At 43.1% G+C, this 16,327-nt stretch carries 15 protein-coding genes and 1 tRNA gene; 6 read left to right on the forward strand and 10 right to left on the reverse strand.

Translation table 11 applies throughout. From position 1 onward, the window contains the following. Positions 1-5: 5 nt before the first annotated feature. Together ACLWBB_RS15090 and ACLWBB_RS15095 are read right to left on the reverse strand one after the other, a co-directional pair. On the reverse strand, positions 6-809 hold the full coding sequence (locus ACLWBB_RS15090; RefSeq protein WP_413288375.1) for a DUF58 domain-containing protein: 804 nt from the start codon (positions 807-809) through the stop codon (positions 6-8). Positions 810-873: 64 nt separating this feature from the next. Then, complete coding sequence (locus ACLWBB_RS15095) at positions 874-1,848, reverse strand: AAA family ATPase (protein WP_413291614.1); 975 nt, start codon at positions 1,846-1,848, stop codon at positions 874-876. Between the two features lie 143 nt (positions 1,849-1,991). Here ACLWBB_RS15095 and ACLWBB_RS15100 point away from each other — a divergent pair, with 143 nt between their 5' ends. From ACLWBB_RS15100 to ACLWBB_RS15125, 6 genes are all read left to right on the forward strand, one after another. After that, positions 1,992-2,825 (forward strand): M48 family metalloprotease, encoded by an 834-nt coding sequence (locus ACLWBB_RS15100; RefSeq protein WP_413288376.1) that lies wholly within the window; start codon positions 1,992-1,994, stop codon positions 2,823-2,825. 10 nt (positions 2,826-2,835) lie between these two features. Continuing rightward, the gene (locus ACLWBB_RS15105; RefSeq protein ID WP_413288377.1) at positions 2,836-3,084 is read left to right on the forward strand and encodes a DUF1844 domain-containing protein; all 249 of its coding nucleotides are present in this window, start codon (positions 2,836-2,838) and stop codon (positions 3,082-3,084) included. Positions 3,085-3,117: 33 nt separating this feature from the next. Further along, a complete protein-coding gene (locus tag ACLWBB_RS15110) occupies positions 3,118-4,563 on the forward strand; it encodes a trypsin-like peptidase domain-containing protein (RefSeq protein ID WP_413288378.1) in 1,446 nt (481 codons plus the stop codon). Between the two features lie 244 nt (positions 4,564-4,807). Further along, positions 4,808-5,131, forward strand: coding sequence for a septation regulator SpoVG (spoVG, locus tag ACLWBB_RS15115; protein WP_413291616.1), 324 nt, complete (start codon positions 4,808-4,810; stop codon positions 5,129-5,131). Between the two features lie 160 nt (positions 5,132-5,291). Then, positions 5,292-5,367 (forward strand) — tRNA-Gln (locus tag ACLWBB_RS15120). 149 nt (positions 5,368-5,516) lie between these two features. After that, positions 5,517-6,026, forward strand: a complete 510-nt coding sequence (locus tag ACLWBB_RS15125) for an N-acetyltransferase family protein (protein WP_413288379.1) — start codon at positions 5,517-5,519, stop codon at positions 6,024-6,026. Positions 6,027-6,068: 42 nt separating this feature from the next. Here ACLWBB_RS15125 and ACLWBB_RS15130 read toward each other — a convergent pair whose 3' ends face one another. The 8 genes from ACLWBB_RS15130 to ACLWBB_RS15165 form a co-directional block, all read right to left on the reverse strand. After that, complete coding sequence (locus ACLWBB_RS15130) at positions 6,069-6,614, reverse strand: hypothetical protein (protein ID WP_413288380.1); 546 nt, start codon at positions 6,612-6,614, stop codon at positions 6,069-6,071. 245 nt (positions 6,615-6,859) lie between these two features. Next, the gene (locus ACLWBB_RS15135; RefSeq protein ID WP_413288381.1) at positions 6,860-8,182 is read right to left on the reverse strand and encodes a hypothetical protein; all 1,323 of its coding nucleotides are present in this window, start codon (positions 8,180-8,182) and stop codon (positions 6,860-6,862) included. A 129-nt stretch (positions 8,183-8,311) separates the two neighbouring features. Continuing rightward, the gene (locus tag ACLWBB_RS15140; RefSeq protein WP_413288382.1) at positions 8,312-9,028 is read right to left on the reverse strand and encodes a M48 family metallopeptidase; all 717 of its coding nucleotides are present in this window, start codon (positions 9,026-9,028) and stop codon (positions 8,312-8,314) included. Between the two features lies 1 nt (position 9,029). Further along, a complete protein-coding gene (locus tag ACLWBB_RS15145) occupies positions 9,030-12,224 on the reverse strand; it encodes a type I restriction endonuclease subunit R (protein WP_413288383.1) in 3,195 nt (1,064 codons plus the stop codon). Further along, a complete protein-coding gene (locus ACLWBB_RS15150) occupies positions 12,215-12,739 on the reverse strand; it encodes a hypothetical protein (RefSeq protein WP_413288384.1) in 525 nt (174 codons plus the stop codon). The genes ACLWBB_RS15145 and ACLWBB_RS15150 overlap by 10 nt, the downstream gene beginning before the upstream one ends. Further along, positions 12,736-13,638, reverse strand: a complete 903-nt coding sequence (locus ACLWBB_RS15155; RefSeq protein WP_413288385.1) for a hypothetical protein — start codon at positions 13,636-13,638, stop codon at positions 12,736-12,738. The genes ACLWBB_RS15150 and ACLWBB_RS15155 overlap by 4 nt, the downstream gene beginning before the upstream one ends. Then, complete coding sequence (locus tag ACLWBB_RS15160) at positions 13,635-14,825, reverse strand: restriction endonuclease subunit S (protein WP_413288386.1); 1,191 nt, start codon at positions 14,823-14,825, stop codon at positions 13,635-13,637. The genes ACLWBB_RS15155 and ACLWBB_RS15160 overlap by 4 nt, the downstream gene beginning before the upstream one ends. After that, positions 14,815-16,320: a type I restriction-modification system subunit M gene (locus ACLWBB_RS15165; protein WP_413288387.1), complete on the reverse strand. Its 1,506-nt coding sequence runs from the start codon at positions 16,318-16,320 to the stop codon at positions 14,815-14,817. Before ACLWBB_RS15165 ends, ACLWBB_RS15160 begins: the two co-directional genes overlap by 11 nt. Positions 16,321-16,327: the final 7 nt, after the last annotated feature.

Raw genomic sequence — 16,327 nt, forward strand, 5'->3', positions numbered from 1 at the left:
TACCACTATCTCTTTTTAAAGAACGCCACCAAAGGATCTACGTAATCCTCGCCACCGTTCACATCCACTCTTTCCACTTGAGCCAAACGCAGCTGCTTATCGCGGACTTCTCTGCGTTTGTTGAGTTCCCGCAAATAATCTTTACGGAAAGCTTCTGAAGACGTATCCACAGTCACGACTTCACCCGTTTCTGGGTCTTGAAGTTCAACAATGCCAAGATCTGGCAACGTGCCTTCGGATTTATCATTCACTACACAAGCCACAACTTCGTGCTTACGCCCCAAAAGGCGCAAAGCCTGATCGTAACCTTCATCAAAAAAGTCAGAAAAAATAAACACCGTCGCGCGCTTTTTTAAAAGACCTTGTAAGTAAGTCAAAGCGCTTGAAATCTTGGTCTCGTGACTTTTTGGTTTGTAGTAAAACAAATCACGCAAAATACGGTGCACGTGACCACGACCCTTTTTCGGTGGCACAAAATGCTCCACCTGGTCCGAGAAGAGCAATAATCCCACTTGGTCATTATTCTTTACAGCCGAAAATGCCAACAAAGCCGCTAAGTGAGTCATCACTTCGCCCTTGAAATACTCGCCCGTTCCAAAATCTGTCGAGCCACTGACATCCACCGCAAGGATGATGGTCAGCTCACGCTCTTCTTCGAAAGTTTTAATGTAGGGCTTGCCAGTCCGAGCCGTCAGCGGCCAAGAAATAGCGCGCACGTCATCACCGGGCACGTATTCGCGGAAGTCCGAGAAAGTCATCCCCTGCCCTTTGAAGTGAGTATGGTACTCACCCGCAAAAAGATTATTCACCAGTTTTCTGGTGTTGATCTCTAGCAGTTTAACTTTCTTTAGGACCTCAGGAGGAAGACTCAAGTTACGCTACCTCGATTTGTGTCAGGATTTCTTTGATCACATCATCAGCACGGATGTTTTCAGCTTCAGCTTCGTAAGTCAGAATCAAACGATGGCGAAGAGTATTGTAAGCAATCGCTTTTACGTCTTCAGCCGTCACATAACCACGTCCACGAATGAACGCATGCGCTTTTGCTGCACGGAAAAGACCGATCGTCGCACGCGGAGAACCGCCCACGTTGATCAAATTCGCAATACGGCTTAAGCCATATTCCGATGGATGACGAGAAGCCATTACGATCTCGACGATGTAGTTTTTAATTTTATTATCAACATAGATTTGATCCGCACGTTCAGAGACGCGCAACAGATCTTCTTTCGAGATCACTGGGTTTACAACAGGCTTGCCGTTGATACCCATGCGGTTCAAGATTTCAAGCTCGTCACCTTTTGTTGGGTAGACAACGTTGATTTTAAACATGAAACGATCCATCTGGGCTTCAGGAAGTGGATAAGTACCCTCTTGCTCAAGCGGATTTTGTGTTGCTAGAACCAAGAATGGATTTTCTAAACGATAAGATTGGTCGCCGATCGTAACTTGTTTTTCGGCCATGGCTTCAAGAAGTGCTGATTGCACTTTTGCGGGCGCACGGTTGATCTCATCCGCTAGAACGATGTTTGTGAAAACAGGTCCTTTACGTGGATTGAACTCGCCCGTTTTAGGATTAAAGATCATAGTACCGATCAAATCCGTTGGCAGAAGATCCGGAGTAAATTGAATCCGCTGGAAGTCGAGAGAGATGGTTTTAGAAACCGTCGCAATCGTGAGTGTTTTGGCTAGACCCGGCACACCCTCCAAAAGAATGTGACCCCCAGTCAAAAGACCCATCATGATGCCTTCGACCATTTCTTTTTGTCCAACGACGACTTTGCTGATTTCTTGCATCATCTTGTCGACGAATTGACTCTCCTGTTTAATCGCAGCGTTGAGAGCCATGATATCAATTTCACTCACAAAATACCTCCGATGAGACCATGGACTATTTCACAATTTTGCTGAGAGCAGCGCAAGCTAAGTCTTGCTGCCGCTACGCACTACTTTCTGTTGCAAGGCACTTCGATAAGTGGGAAAAATAAAGTATGACAGCAAACTCTACCAAGGTCTGGATTTTTATTCTTATTAGCTCACTCACTCTGCTGGTTCTCGGTTATGAAATCGCAGAGCGTATGGGTCTTTTCGTGGGCTTTCTGCTTGCGGTGGCTTTGAACTTCTTCGTGTTCTTCTACGGAGAATCACAAATTCTGACGAGTTTGCATGCAAAACCACTCAGGGGCCAAGACCCCTGGGGCATATTAGAGTACGTTGAAAAGTACGCGGACCACGTGGGACTTCCACTGCCAGAGATTTATTTAATCCCAAGCGAGACTGAAACCGCCTTTTGCGTCAGCCAATCCTGGAGAAAAGGCGCTATCGCCCTGACTTCAGGTTTAGTAAAAAACTTCAGCAAAGAAGATCTAGAGGCCGTGATTGCGCACCAAGTGTGTTCACTCAAAAAACTGGATAACTTCGCAGTCGGTATCACAAGTGTTCTTGCCAATGCCTTAATTGGACTCGGCCGCCTGCTTGATCATTTCTGGCCACCGAATTATTTCCTACTCAAAGAGCAAAAACAAAAGCCATTCATGAAAGCTTTCGCCCCTATCGGCTGGAGCCTCGTGAAAATCGCAACCAGCCACAAACGTTTTTATGAAAACGACCTGCAAGCGGCAGAATTAATTCACGACCGCTTCCGCATGGCCGAAGTGTTGTGGCGTTTAGAGGGCTTGGCACAAGCGCAGCCGCTGGCTCCGCCTCCGTGCTCAAGCCACTTGTTTATCGTAAACCCTGAAGGTTATCGTCAAAAACTATTACTTAAGTCCCATCCGTCGATTGAAGTGCGCTTACAGAAGCTGATGGGCTACTACCCGATTTAAGAGGTCTTCAATGCCTGAAAAAATGGAAGCGTCCTTTTCAATTCTTGCCATGTCTATTGCCTCTTCCGCAGCTATGGCCATGGGTCTGGCCCCAGATCCTCAAAATGGCAAGCTTGCCAAAGACAAAAACATGGCCAGATTCAATATTGACCTATTGGTGATGTTGAAAGAGAAAACCAAAAACAATCTGACCAATGATGAAAAGGCGTTCTTAGACAGTGTCATCAGTGATTTACAAATGAAGTTCGTTCAAGTCTAAGTTTTTAGATTTAAGTAGAAACAGGAGTAACCCATGAGAAAATTCTTTTTCGCGTTCGTGAGTATTTTAGTTGTCGCGGGATTGGGTCAGGCACAAGTTCCGCAAAAAAGTCCCCCACCACTGAAGCTTTCAGACCCGATGCCCGGGAATCTATTCGTAGAGCTTGGCCGAGTCATCAACCCGGCGGTGGTGAATATTTCTACCTTAGCAAAACCAAGAGTGAACAACCGTCAGTATCGCGATCCGATGCTCGAGATGCTAGAGCAATTCTATGGCGTACCGATGCAGCCTCGTCAGCAGATGCCGCCACAAAGTGGCAAGCCTCGTCCATTTGGACTGGGCACGGGCTTTATCATCCGTGAAGACGGTTTGATCGTGACAAATAGCCACGTGATTCAAGGCGCTGATGGTATTCAAGTACAGCTGAGCGAAAAAGCTGAAAAGCTTTACGATGCCAAAGTCATCGGCTTTGACGAGCGTACTGACATTGCACTTATTAAAATCACTCCAGATGGCAAACTGCCAGTTGCGGCTTTGGGATCTAGCAAAGATGTCGAAGTTGGTGAATGGGTGGCCGCTTTCGGAAATCCTTACGGCCATGGTCACTCGATGACAAAAGGGATTATCTCTTCAAAGGGTCGCGAGATTGGCGAGATCAACAAAATCCCACTTCTGCAAACTGATGCCAGCATTAACCCAGGGAACTCGGGCGGACCGCTTGTGAACTCGAAAGGTTATGTGATTGGTGTGAATTCAGCGATCGATGCGCGTGCACAAGGCATTGGCTTTGCGATTCCGATTGATGAGGTGAAAGCCATCATTCCGCAGCTTGAAAAATCAGGCCGTATCGAAAAAGGCCTCATCGGTGTGCGCTTAGGTGATCTAGATCCCAACATTGACCCTGAGTACTTGGGCCTTAAAGACGCTGAAGGTGCTGTGATCGTCAGTGCTGAGCGCGGCGGCCCTGCTGCCAAAGCCGGTGTGAAACCTTACGACATCGTGACTGAGTTTAATGGCAAAAAAATCAAAAGCTCTGTCGATTTGATGGATGCTGTGAGTGACGCGAAGATCGGCAGCAATGCCACTATGAAGGTCATCCGCGATCGTAAACCTGTCACACTGACAGTGAACATCGCTAACCGCCCGGATCTAACAAAAGGCACAGAGAAAGCTCCATCAAAGGGGTATTCGGGACAAAAAGCTCCGTTCAATTTAGGCTTCACCGTCAGTGATTTAAGCGCGGCGCTTCGTGACGATTACCAAATCCCAAGCGAAGTGAACAATCCGATGATCACCGAGGTAGAACGCGGGAGTCTCGCTTCCCAAGCGGGTTTCAGAGTGGGTGATCTGATCTTGGATGTGAATAAAAAAGAGGTCTCTAAGGCCTTAGATGTGTCGAAATACCTCAAGAAAGGCTCGAACACTCTTCGTATCGTGCGCGGAGGCGCATTGATGATCGTGACGTTTGACACAAAATAAAATTTAATTTATAAGTCAAAAGGTGTTTTCTTGGAGGCTCACGTTGAAACGTGGGCCTTTTTTGTGTTTTTTGTCCACATTCCAAAATGAGACATCTTTATCACAAAAGGGTGATGAGACGCGGTTAATTTGGACCTAGGTCTTAAGTTTATTAACAGAAAAGCCGTTGGTTTGTATGGAACACACAAAAGAAGAAGACAACAGAAGTCCCCTAATTAAGCACGTAACAGCAAAGGCAGGACAAATGAAAGTCACCGAAGTGAAGGTATTTCCAGTCAACGAAGACCGGTTGAAGGCCTACGTCTCCATCACGATCGACAACAGTTTTGTAGTCCGCGATCTCAAAATCATACAAGGCACGAGTGGACTATTCGTCGCCATGCCCAGCAAAAAGCGCAAAGATGGCCAATTCAGAGACATCGCTCATCCCCTCAATCAGGAAACGAGAACTTTGATAGAGGACCTAGTATTTGAGGCCTATGAAAAGGAACTCAAATCCATGGGTGCCACACTCGTAAATCTGAAGCGCCAAAAAGCCCCCGTCCAAGAATACGACGACGAGCTTTAGAAACTAAAACAGCAGATAAGCCCCTGGCCAAGACCCGAAGTTGGGACTTCGCTTTGGTTTTGCCACGCGTTATGCTGCTGTAATTTTAGGCGGCTTTGAGAAAATACTTGCTCTCAGAGCCGCTTTTTTTTAGTTTACGAGCTTCATAGTTCAACTATGTTGGGGCGTCGACAAGTTGGTAAGTTAGCAGATTTTGATTCTGCCATTCGCTGGTTCGAGTCCAGCCGCCCCATCCAATTTTTCCACCACATTTAGTCGTTGATCACTTCCCGGTTTTTAATTGGCTGTTGCTGTTTTGTCGCGTTCCGCTCCTGGGGCGTCTGGCCCCGATCCAGCGAATTAGGTACTGGGTATTTCAATTTAGTAGTCAGAGGTTTTAGACATCATGACCGATATCAAAATCCGCCAAGCCCAAGTCGAAGATGCAAAGACGTTAACTCAAGCAGAGCAATACTGGGCACAATTCCCCGGCCACCTTATTTCTAAACCGCACGAGCTTAAGCAAGAAAAGTTCGAGCAAAGAATTGAAGCTCTTCGTTCAGGCGGAGGCCTTTACATCGTTGCTGAAAAAGATCAGCAACTTGTCGGTCACGCATTCTTGGAACAAATGGGGCTTGAAAACATCGCCCATACTTACCGCTTAACGATCGTTGTTCATCCCAATAGGACGTCCCAAGGCGTTGGAAAAGCGCTGATGAGTCGCTTGACTGCATGGGCGAAGAAAAACCCAACAGCTCTCAAAATTGAGCTTCTAGTACGCTCTTCCAATGAGCGGGCGATCTCCCTATACAAAAAAATGGGATTTGAAGAAGAAGGCCGCTTCAAAAACAGAGTCCGTATTTCCGAAACTGAATTCATCGACGATGTGGCGATGGGATTATGGTTGGATAAATAAAACAGCCCTTAAAATATTTTGTTAGGAATGTTACGTCGTCAGTCACTTGAAATTCCGATGCCCTGATGACTGTTCCAAAATCGGCTCGATTCTTCTTCGTATGCTGACCAAATCATTTTTCACACGAGAGTCAAGCTTCCGAACGTCAGCTCTATCAACGAATAATTGCAAGATCTCGATTAGGTCACGAGTCGTTGAATATAGATCCCATCGAGCCGCGATCTCAGCCGTTTCCGTTCGTGCATGGGTTAGATGTACGATCTCTTTACTTGCGCGCTTGTTAAACTCAACAAAATGTTCCGGTTTCTTCGGCCTCAATTGCTCCCATATTGAAGGGTCAGCGAAAAAATCCGCGGCTCGAACATCGTCTTTTCTTCTCGAAACTGCTGACTGCTCGAAGTAAAAAAACTCAATAAGGCATCGGGTGTGGAGGATGATCCCCTCTAAGAATAAGGTCTTCGCGCATAGATTGAGTGGATCTTTTAGATCTATTCTATGTCTGACAAATAATTCGATTGCACCAAACAAGGCATAGATCTCTTTGCCCAAGTGAACGTTAGAAAACTCCCGCAGCTGCTTATCGTCCATTTGAATCGGTCTCCCAAATTTTTAGAAAGCAGTGGCCAGGATCAGACATGATGTATCTCAGCAAGCAGCAATATTAGCTTTCGAAATTCGAAGTGAGTGATTTTCAACAGTTAGCTTACAAAATAGCACCTTATCCACTCCCCTTTACCTGCTCCTTAAGTAAATTAATTTCTCTGAGATCGTTCCTGGTTTTAGTTTGAGCACTTCGCGCCTTTTAGGTCGTTTTGCCTCGGACCAGTGAATATTTACTCGTCTTTCCTTGCACTCTTAGTTTTGTATTCCTGAAGGACTGAAGTAAAGGGCTTGCCCCATTCGCTACCATATACCTCTTCCACTGCCATTATGTGCTCCTTCGACGCATCACCCTCTATCGCTTGAAGATATTCGAAAAATTCGTTCTTATTGGACGAAGAAAATATTCTCGGCATTTTATCGATAACCTGATTTAAGGGACTCTCTCTGAGAAACCCCGCCATCTGCCGTTCCAGAAAAATCGCATCGCAAAATGGTAGTATTGAAGAAATCATTAGAATGTCGTTAAAAAAACTTGGCTCAATATTTTCTTTCTTCATTCCACCACTAGAAACTTTTACTGCAATCGTAGCCATTAAAGATGTGTATATCCGAATGAATGGTACTTTCTCCAAACAATCTATCGACATGAATTCGTTAAGCCGCTTCATCCTCTCTTCTATATTTTCAATTTTTCTATCTAGGTATTCAGAAATGTCTTTAAACGTTGAAAAAAATGGAGTGGGACCAAGCACCAATTGCTCAATTGATCCACCCGACATGGCAGCTACCATTTGTTGCAAATATTTTTTATAACCATCGGCTATACTGAACGGCCAATGGCTTATCTCCTGCTGGTACCAATAATTAAAATTTTTACCTGACTCTCTTTCCCATCTCTCGAAAACAGGTTTCATATCGGCAAAAATCGCATTCTTTGTATTTTCCAATGATGGCTTAGCCATCTCTACCCGCTTTGAGTTCACCGTAATGAGTAGCCTTCCCTGCCACTCATTAACTTTTCCACGCATTACTCGCTCTATTGGAATATTTGTCTGTCCCATTTCCCGGGATTCAAACCACTTTTGAAGCTGCTCGTATACTTCATGTCGAAAGATAGTCCACATATCAACATAAGAAATACCATGACTTAAAAGCTCGAAAACTCTTTTATGCTCATTCGGAGTAGCTGAAAAAATCGATTCCTCTTCATGAAAATGTGAGTCAGGACAAACGATTAGCTGAAGTTTAGACAATCGATCTAACATTTCAAAAGCACTACTTGCAAACTGATCTGCTTTGTTTAAATCAGGATGAAGGGTCTTAACCATACGACTTAGAATACATTGATCAAGATAAATAATCTTCTTGTTCAACTTTGGTAGTGAAATAAAATAAGATGGTTCTGGGGGCGTAGGATAACTACACTTCGCGCATCTTCTATTGTAACCAAATTCACCAAATCCGATCACGCCAAAAAAAATCTCTCTGCATTTCGGACATTCTATGAAAGGCGGGCTGACAAAAGGATTTAGCATTTCAGATTGATCACTCACACAACCCCTTAAAACCAAATCGGCTTCAATATTTCGATTTACATATAATATTAATTCGGAGAAATCAAACAAAGCGAAAAAGATCCTGGCTGAAACCCTATTGGCACAAGAACCTGAAGCTATGCAATATTAGAAAAATGAATTAAATCCATTCGAGTGACGCTCTAATTCATTTTTTAGGTCATGCCATTGAGGGAGGCGACGAGTTAACAGGTCATAAAATTTCGCCCCGTGACTCAATTCATCTACGTGACAAAACTCGTGAACTATTACATAGTCGATGCATTCAAGAGGAGCAGTGACCAATTCAGCATTCAGAGCCATTTGTTTTTTGAGAGGATGATACTCTCCCCAGTTCTTAGTTAGTTTTTTTACAACCAACTCGATCTCATTTTTATCGAATCGTTCGGCGTAGAATCTAAAGCGTTCACCCAAAACGTCGTTAGCCTTTTTCATGTACCATTTGATCAATGTTGAGCGTTTTAGATCTATGTCCTCAGGAAATGTGCAATTCAAAATGATTCTATCGTTTAATATGTCGACAGAATCATAGTTAGATTCAAAAATCTTGAGACGATAGTGACGTCCCAATAAATAAAAACTTTCACCTGAAACTAAAGATTTAGTCGGCTGAAGAATTGGATTATATTCGCTCAGGCGCTGTTGTTCCAAAATCCATGAGCCTCGCTTCAGAACGACCTCTCGGATTTTGTCCAAAGATGCTTCCTCTGGAGCCGATACTTCTATCGACCCACAGGGCAAGACAGAAATCCCTAGTGTCTTTCTACCCGATCTTTTAATTTTGAATTCGATCTTAGAATTTCCATATTCTATGAAGTCTAACAAACTAAGAGTTCCTTCTCTTTGCTACCATAATTAACGTGTTAATAATTACTTCCATTTTTTCAGAAGTCAAATCTAAGCCGTGTCGCCCTTTGAGAGCATACAGCAAATCTTCGAGATCGATTGCCATCTTATTCTGCACATCTCGATTGCTTGTCCAATCTCGAATCTTATGTTTTTCAATCGCATCATGAGACTTTAAGGAAGTATCTGCCAAAATATTTTCTGCATCAGCAATTTGCATACCTAGCTCTTGCTTCAATACGCCATAGTAGGCCTTGGCATCATCCAAATTTCGGATAATATCTGGATAGTCGGACTTGTTTTTTCCGCGCATAGTCTCCATCGCGTCAGTGACCTTCTCAAGGTACTGAGCATCAGATAGTCTCTTTTCGCGATGAGCTTTGATTGCGTCCTCGATCACATCCGACAGTTTTTTATAAAGTGCTGGGTCTTCTTCGATCTTTTCTGAAATAACCCTTTTCATACGAGAAGCAATTGTATCTGCCTTTGCCGCATCACTTTCGATTCCGTTTAGTTCTCTCTGGAACTCAGCCTCGTCGAATACATTTGCCTGCTGAATAATAATTTTAACTTTATCTGCTTCGATATACTTATTTACCATGTTACTAATTTGTTTTTCGTAAGACGAATAGTCTACCGTCTCACCAAATCTTTGTTTTACAGCAGCACGAAGCTCAATAAACATTTTAAGATCCCGTTGATACATATTCTTCGTGTCAACAGAAGTCTCGTCTTGGAATTTAGCATGCCCGTTTGCGATTCTTAGAAGATTGGAAAATGCGGTGAGCCTCTTGTAAAAATCTTGTCTGCGGTCAATTGGCTCAAGATGCCTTTGCAAACTTTCGGTGTCAGATTTGTTCTGAACCTCTTTAAAAATCTCCCAAACATTGGTGTGCTTTTCTGCCAGCATCCTAATCTCAAGCTCCGTGTTGACGATGGTACCTTCAATATCTTCTTTATCAAAACCTTCGTTTTCTAGCGCCGCATAGGTGTCGATAGCTTCGTTCAGCTCCCCAAAGATTCCACGATAATCAATCACAAGCCCGTGTGCCTTACCTTCAAAAACACGGTTAACACGGGCAATGGCTTGCAGAATATTGTGTTCTTTAAGTCTCTTATCCAAGTAAAGAACTGAGTTCTTTGGGGCATCAAAACCAGTTAAGAGCTTATCCACCACGATCAGGATTTCTGGCTCGTCGGATCTTTTGAACGCCTTGATAATCTTCTCATTGTATTTTTCTTCTGATCCGTACTGAGCCATCATGTTTTTCCAAAAGGCTTGCACCTCTGGGATATTGGATTCATCTAAATCTTTATGATCTTCACGAGTATCAGGGCCTGAGATGATGACTTCGGTCTTAATTTCTCCAAAGCTATCAAAGCACTTTTTATAGCGGATCGCATTTTCTTTACTGGAACAAGCAAGCTGTCCTTTAAAACCCGTGTCTTTAAAGTTCACCATAAAGTGCTCTTGAATATCAAACGCAATCTCTTCCAACCGTGGATTGGTTTTTAGGATTTCCTCTTCACGGTGGAATTTCTTTTTCAGATCTGCTTTCTGCTCTTTAGTTAAACCCTTGGTGATTCGCTCAAACCATTTATCAATTTGTTCCTTATTCCCCCGAAGCTCGCTCATACGGCCTTCATATAACAGTGGAACTACAGCCCCGTCTTTCACCGCTTGGTTCATGGTGTATTTATGAATAAATCCACCGAACTTCTGAGCCGTTGTTTTTTCTTTTTTTAAAAGAGGCGTCCCTGTGAAACCGATATAGCAAGCATTCGGGAGCATATTCACCATCTTGGCATGGCTAATCCCATACTGCGACCTATGACTTTCGTCTACTAATACAAAGACATTGTGACTGAAAACCTTTAGGGCTTTTTTTCTACTCGCCGATTCAAACTTATCGATGATGGTCGTTATGATGGATTTTTTTTCTTCTTCAATAAGCTCAATCAAGTTTTGACCAGAGCTGGCCCTTGCAAGCTGTGCCTCTTTACCGCAAGCAAGAAAGGTCTTATAAATTTGATCGTCCAAATCCACCCGGTCAGTCACTAGTACAATTCGGGCGTTCGTGACACTCTCATCAAGGGCGAGGGCTTTCGCCATCATCACCATCGTGAGCGATTTACCAGAACCCGTGGTATGCCATATGACTCCGCCCTGTCGCTTCTGATCGCCACGTACCTTGGTGACTCGCTTTAAAGTTTGTTTGATCGCGAAATATTGTTGATAACGGCATACTTTCTTTTCTTTATTGTCAAAGACAATGAACTGATAAACCAGCTCTATCAATCGCTCTAACCGAAGCAGCGAGTGAATGGTCCGGTCTTGGGACGAAGGCAATCTATGCCCATCATTCCAAATTTTTTCCATTTCGCTACGAACATGTGGTTGTCGCTCAGAAAAAATCTTAGCTTTACAATCAGAACTTAGTGGCCTATTAACTAAATTTGAAAGCTCAAACTCTTGAGTCTCATTATCTTCTTCTTTCCAAACAGCCCAAAACTCTTCTGGCGTTCCCGTGGTTCCATATTTCGCTTTGTTCTGGGCAAGACTTAATAGCATTTGCGAGAAGGTGAACAGCTCTGGGATCTCGTCTGTCTTTTGATTTCGCAGGCACTGACTAATCCCTTCTTTAACCGCATCCTCGTTAAGACCCGGCTTTTTACATTCAATCACTACAAGAGGGATGCCGTTCACAAACAACACAATGTCAGGCCGTCTGGTCTGGTGCGAGTGTCTTTTCTCAACCTCATACTCATCAGTAATATGAAAAACATTTTTTTGTGGTTCTTTCCAATTAATGAATTGTAGAGAATAACTACGATTCAAACCATCAATGTTCTGCTCTAGACTTTTCCCTAAAGTGAGCAAATCATAAATCCGTTCGTTATTAGAAAGAAGTGAGTCAAAGGGAATACTAGTAATTGCGGCAACTGCCTCTTTGATATTCTCCCGACTGAACGGTACCGTTCCGTTTTTGTATTTGATGTAGTTGTTCTTCGAAAGCCAATCCTCAAGCACGGATTCCAGCACGACCTTGGTTCGTTTGCCATCTCGGAGCTTGCTCGTCTCGCTCGGAGAAAGATATTGATAGCCAAGGTTCACTAGAAGATGAATAGCGGGGATGTGAGAAACCAAGTCCTCGGTGTGTTTTGCTATGGCCATATCAATTTTCCTCCTCGGTCCATGAGGATGTATTTACCCCCAAGATTGGACGTATCGATCTCGATAAATTCAAAGCTATTGTCATAGTACATGACCTCAAAGTGAAGTCGACCAGAGCTGCACTCGGCCTCAATAAAGCAGAGCTGTTTCGAAGTAATAATCAAGTCGGCAACTAGTTTTTTTTTCGACTGTCGCCCGATAAGTTTTTTTTCTTTTCCATCAACGGTGTATGCAGCAATATGAGTGGACCGACCTATTTTCTCAGAACCAAAAAGTATTCGCAAAGTTCGAATAGTCAATGCGGACATACCAATATTGCCCACAGTAAAATTTTGAATATGACCAAGATCAGACTGAGGAGTTCCGTTATACCAAATATTACAGAAGGGCTTTTTTGCTTTCTCTACAGATGACTGCAGTTTTAGGGTGTTTCTTGAAACTCTCCACATCGAATAAGCCGCCCATGCTAAAACTGCTGAGGCAAGTGCGGTGACCCAAGTTGATAAGTCGTTCATTTTCCAGCCTCGGCGGACTTATTGGGTATCGATTTCTTCAAGTCTTCAACTTTAAGGTTCAAATTTTTAATTTGCTCTTCGAGCAATTGCCTTTGCTTTGAGTCTTCGGCTATTTGTCCTTTTAAAGCGTCGTTGTTTTTTTCTAGTTGATATTTTTCTAATGGCTCAGTCCCAAACATGAAAGCCCATGAAATAGCGATAGCTGCAATAATTGCGAGAAGGTTATTTCTTTGAGCTATCCGCTCAGTGGTGACCTTTAGAAACTCCGTCTTCCATTCCATCGCTTCTTTTTGCCACTGATGAAGAGTTCCAGATGTGGAGTTGGCCACACCGTAGATATTATCAATGGTGTTCTGAAACTGGTGCAGCATCAAATTTAACTCATTAGGCTGAGTTAGAATCACTTCACCAGTCTGTGGGTTTTTTACAAACGCAATAGATCCAAATCGGTAGAGGAAGAGTTTTTCTTTGATTTGAATAACGGACGAACACACCAGATTGACTTCATTTAAAATGAGTCCAAATTCCTTCATACCTACATTTGAATTAATTTTTTGAATTACATTCTCTAGAGGTTCAATGAAGGTCTCTTTGTTCACCTTTTGGATCGCAGAAAAATATTTCTTAGCCAAGACCTTAGGCTCTGAAGGTCTTTGATCAGCTGGTATCAATGCTTCGACATCTGCGGGCAACATTAGTTTTCTTAACATCACACCAAAATTGTGCTCGTCGGCTCTTTCTATGCAGAACAAGTCGATTTCTTTACAATATAAAAGAAGTGCCTCGCAGCGACCTTTGATTTCAGGAAGGAAGAAGTCTCGCTCATAATCCGACAGATCATCTCGCCACTTTAAGAAATCTCGCTGTCTCCATTTACGGTATTCTTTTAACCAGCTCATACTTTTACCCTCTTCTTTCCCATGAGGAGTTGCTGCATGAGTCCTTGTTTTTGGAGTTTGAGCTTGTCGATTCTTTTTTTGAGTAATTCGACTTCCGCCTTCATTTCCATCACATATTTGCCTGCTGCTTCTTGTGTTGCTTCATTTTTTGGAAGCCAAACAGGAATGTTTCCGATCTCACTAAGATTGATTTTCTGTGGCGCCGCATTAAGTAGGGATCTTTTTAGTAGCTCTCTATTAAATTCTCGAGTTTGAAAATAGAAATACAGGTACGCGCTATCAACCAGATCAAGATTTGGCTTCAGTAGTGCCAAGCTCACATAGATACTGGCTTCAATGTCCCAGTCTATTAATTTTGATACTCCAAGAGAGCCGATGCGAGTTAAAAGAAGGTCCCCCTTTTCGGGACGACATCTCTTGATATTTATCTCGTGATCTTTTCTTGAAATGTATTTTGTCTTATTGAAATCATTGGAAACGAGAGTTTCCACGCTGTAGAATGGTATACCCTCTTTGGTATAGTTTGGGGTTGAATGAGTTCCATCTTGAATATAAGAACACACACCTTTTAGATCCGCCTCTTTGCCATCTTTTTTTATTTGTGAATAGATCACTTCGACTTGATGGGCAAGTAGCTGTCTTCGCTTGATGAAGTAAGCCTCCAACTTCTCGATCGCCTCATCCCAAGTGGAAAGGATCTTAGCGATTTTCTCTTGCTCTGCTTTGGGAGGTAAAAGAATTAGTAGATCTCTTATCTGACCAACTTTGGCATGCCCAACCGTTGAGCCATCGGACCCCCTCTTTAATCGTTTTTGGACATCTTCTGACATCAAGGCCTGAAGTAAATACTCACTCTTTATTTTTTTTTGATCGGGGCGATACAGCATCATTCGCTGCCCCAAGCATACCTTCATCTGTGGCGGAACTAAGCAAACCTCTCCGAGTGGAGCTTCTCTTGTAATTAAAACATCTCCAGCAGTTGGGACTCCTCGCTGGGTCCAAATTTTAAATGAATCTTCATCTGTATATTTCAACTCATTACAAACAAATCTGCCGTTACGAACATTTGGAGTCCGAACCACAGCAAACTCAGATTTTTCGACAAACGGAGGAGTTCTATTCTTACAGTCTATGACGGCTTCGCAAACTGTTGATGCTGGAACCAGCTCCCAGCCACTAGGCATCATATCCAAGCTCCTTCAAATATCGCTTCATTTGAGCTTGAACTGTTGTGAGTTCCTTCTCTAGTTGGTTGACTTCTTTTTGAACGGCATTGATGTCGATCTCAGCCTCTTCCTCAAAGGTATCCACATAGCGGGGAATATTAAGATTATAGTCGTTCTCAACAATTTCTTTTTTCTTTGCCTTGTAAGCATATTTGTCAATTGACTGACGAGACTTATAAGTCTTGACGATCTTTTCAATATCTTGTGGCCGCAGTGTGTTTTGATTTTTCCCATCTTGGAATTCACGGCTGGCGTCAATAAACAGTATCGATTCGTCTTTCTTCTTTTTCTTGAAAATCAAGATCGCAGCAGGAATGCCTGTCCCAAAAAATAAATTGGATGGCAAACCGATCACGGCATCAAGTAAGTTGTCATCGATCAACGATTGGCGGATTTTACCTTCACTGGCCCCACGGAATAAAACCCCGTGTGGAACAACCACACCAACTCGACCAGATTCTTCAGTGATGGTTTCTACCATATGCGAGATAAATGCAAAGTCGCCCTTTGTCTTTGGCGGAAGGCCACGATGAAATCGATTGTATGCATCCCCCAAGGCTTCCTCATAGCCCCATTTCTCAAGTGAGAATGGAGGATTGGCCACCACGACCTCAAACTTCATCGTGGAGTTTTTTTCGATCAGTTTTGGGTTGCGGATGGTGTCGCCCCATTCAATACGAGCATTATCCACTCCATGCAGAAACATATTCATCTTAGCAAGCGCATACGTCTGCCCATTTACCTCTTGTCCATATAGATAAAAGTCGTTGATGTCTTTTTTAAGTAATTGGTTTGCACACTTGATAAGGAGTGAACCCGAACCGCAAGCGGGGTCACAGATACGATCGCCTTTTTTCGGATCAATAAGTTCAGCAATAAGCTCTGAAACTTCGGCAGGAGTATAAAACTCTCCAGCTTTTTGACCGCCACCCGCAGCGAATTTTCCAATCAAATATTCATAAGCATTTCCAATAACATCGAGGTTCCCGATGCGGCTTGGGCGAAGGTTCAATTTCGGATTATTGAAATCCTCTAGCAGTGATTTTAGTCTTGTGTTGCGATCTTTCGTTTGTCCGAGCATCGCTTCGCTATTGAAGTCAATATTGCGGAACACGCCACTGAGTTTTTCCTTATTGGCATCTTCAATTTTCTCTAAAGCGACGTTGATAATTTCGCCGATATTGGCGGCATTTCTTTGATTATAAATATCTTTAAAGTGGCACTTATTCGGCAGGATGAACCGCTCTTTTTTAAGACGACTTTGGATTCGCTCCCTATCTCCTTTATATTGTTTTTCGAACTCTTCATATTTTTCTTCCCAAGTGTCCGAGATATATTTTAGAAATAACATTGGGAGGAGATAGTTCATGTAAGTAGCAGAGTTTAAAATTCCTCTGAAAGTATCACAGGCCTGCCAGAGAATTTGATTGATCTCGTCTTGAGACGCTTTATCCACATTTACC

This window comes from Bdellovibrio sp. HCB337 (assembly GCF_047302465.1).
GTDB lineage: Bacteria > Bdellovibrionota > Bdellovibrionia > Bdellovibrionales > Bdellovibrionaceae > JACMRP01.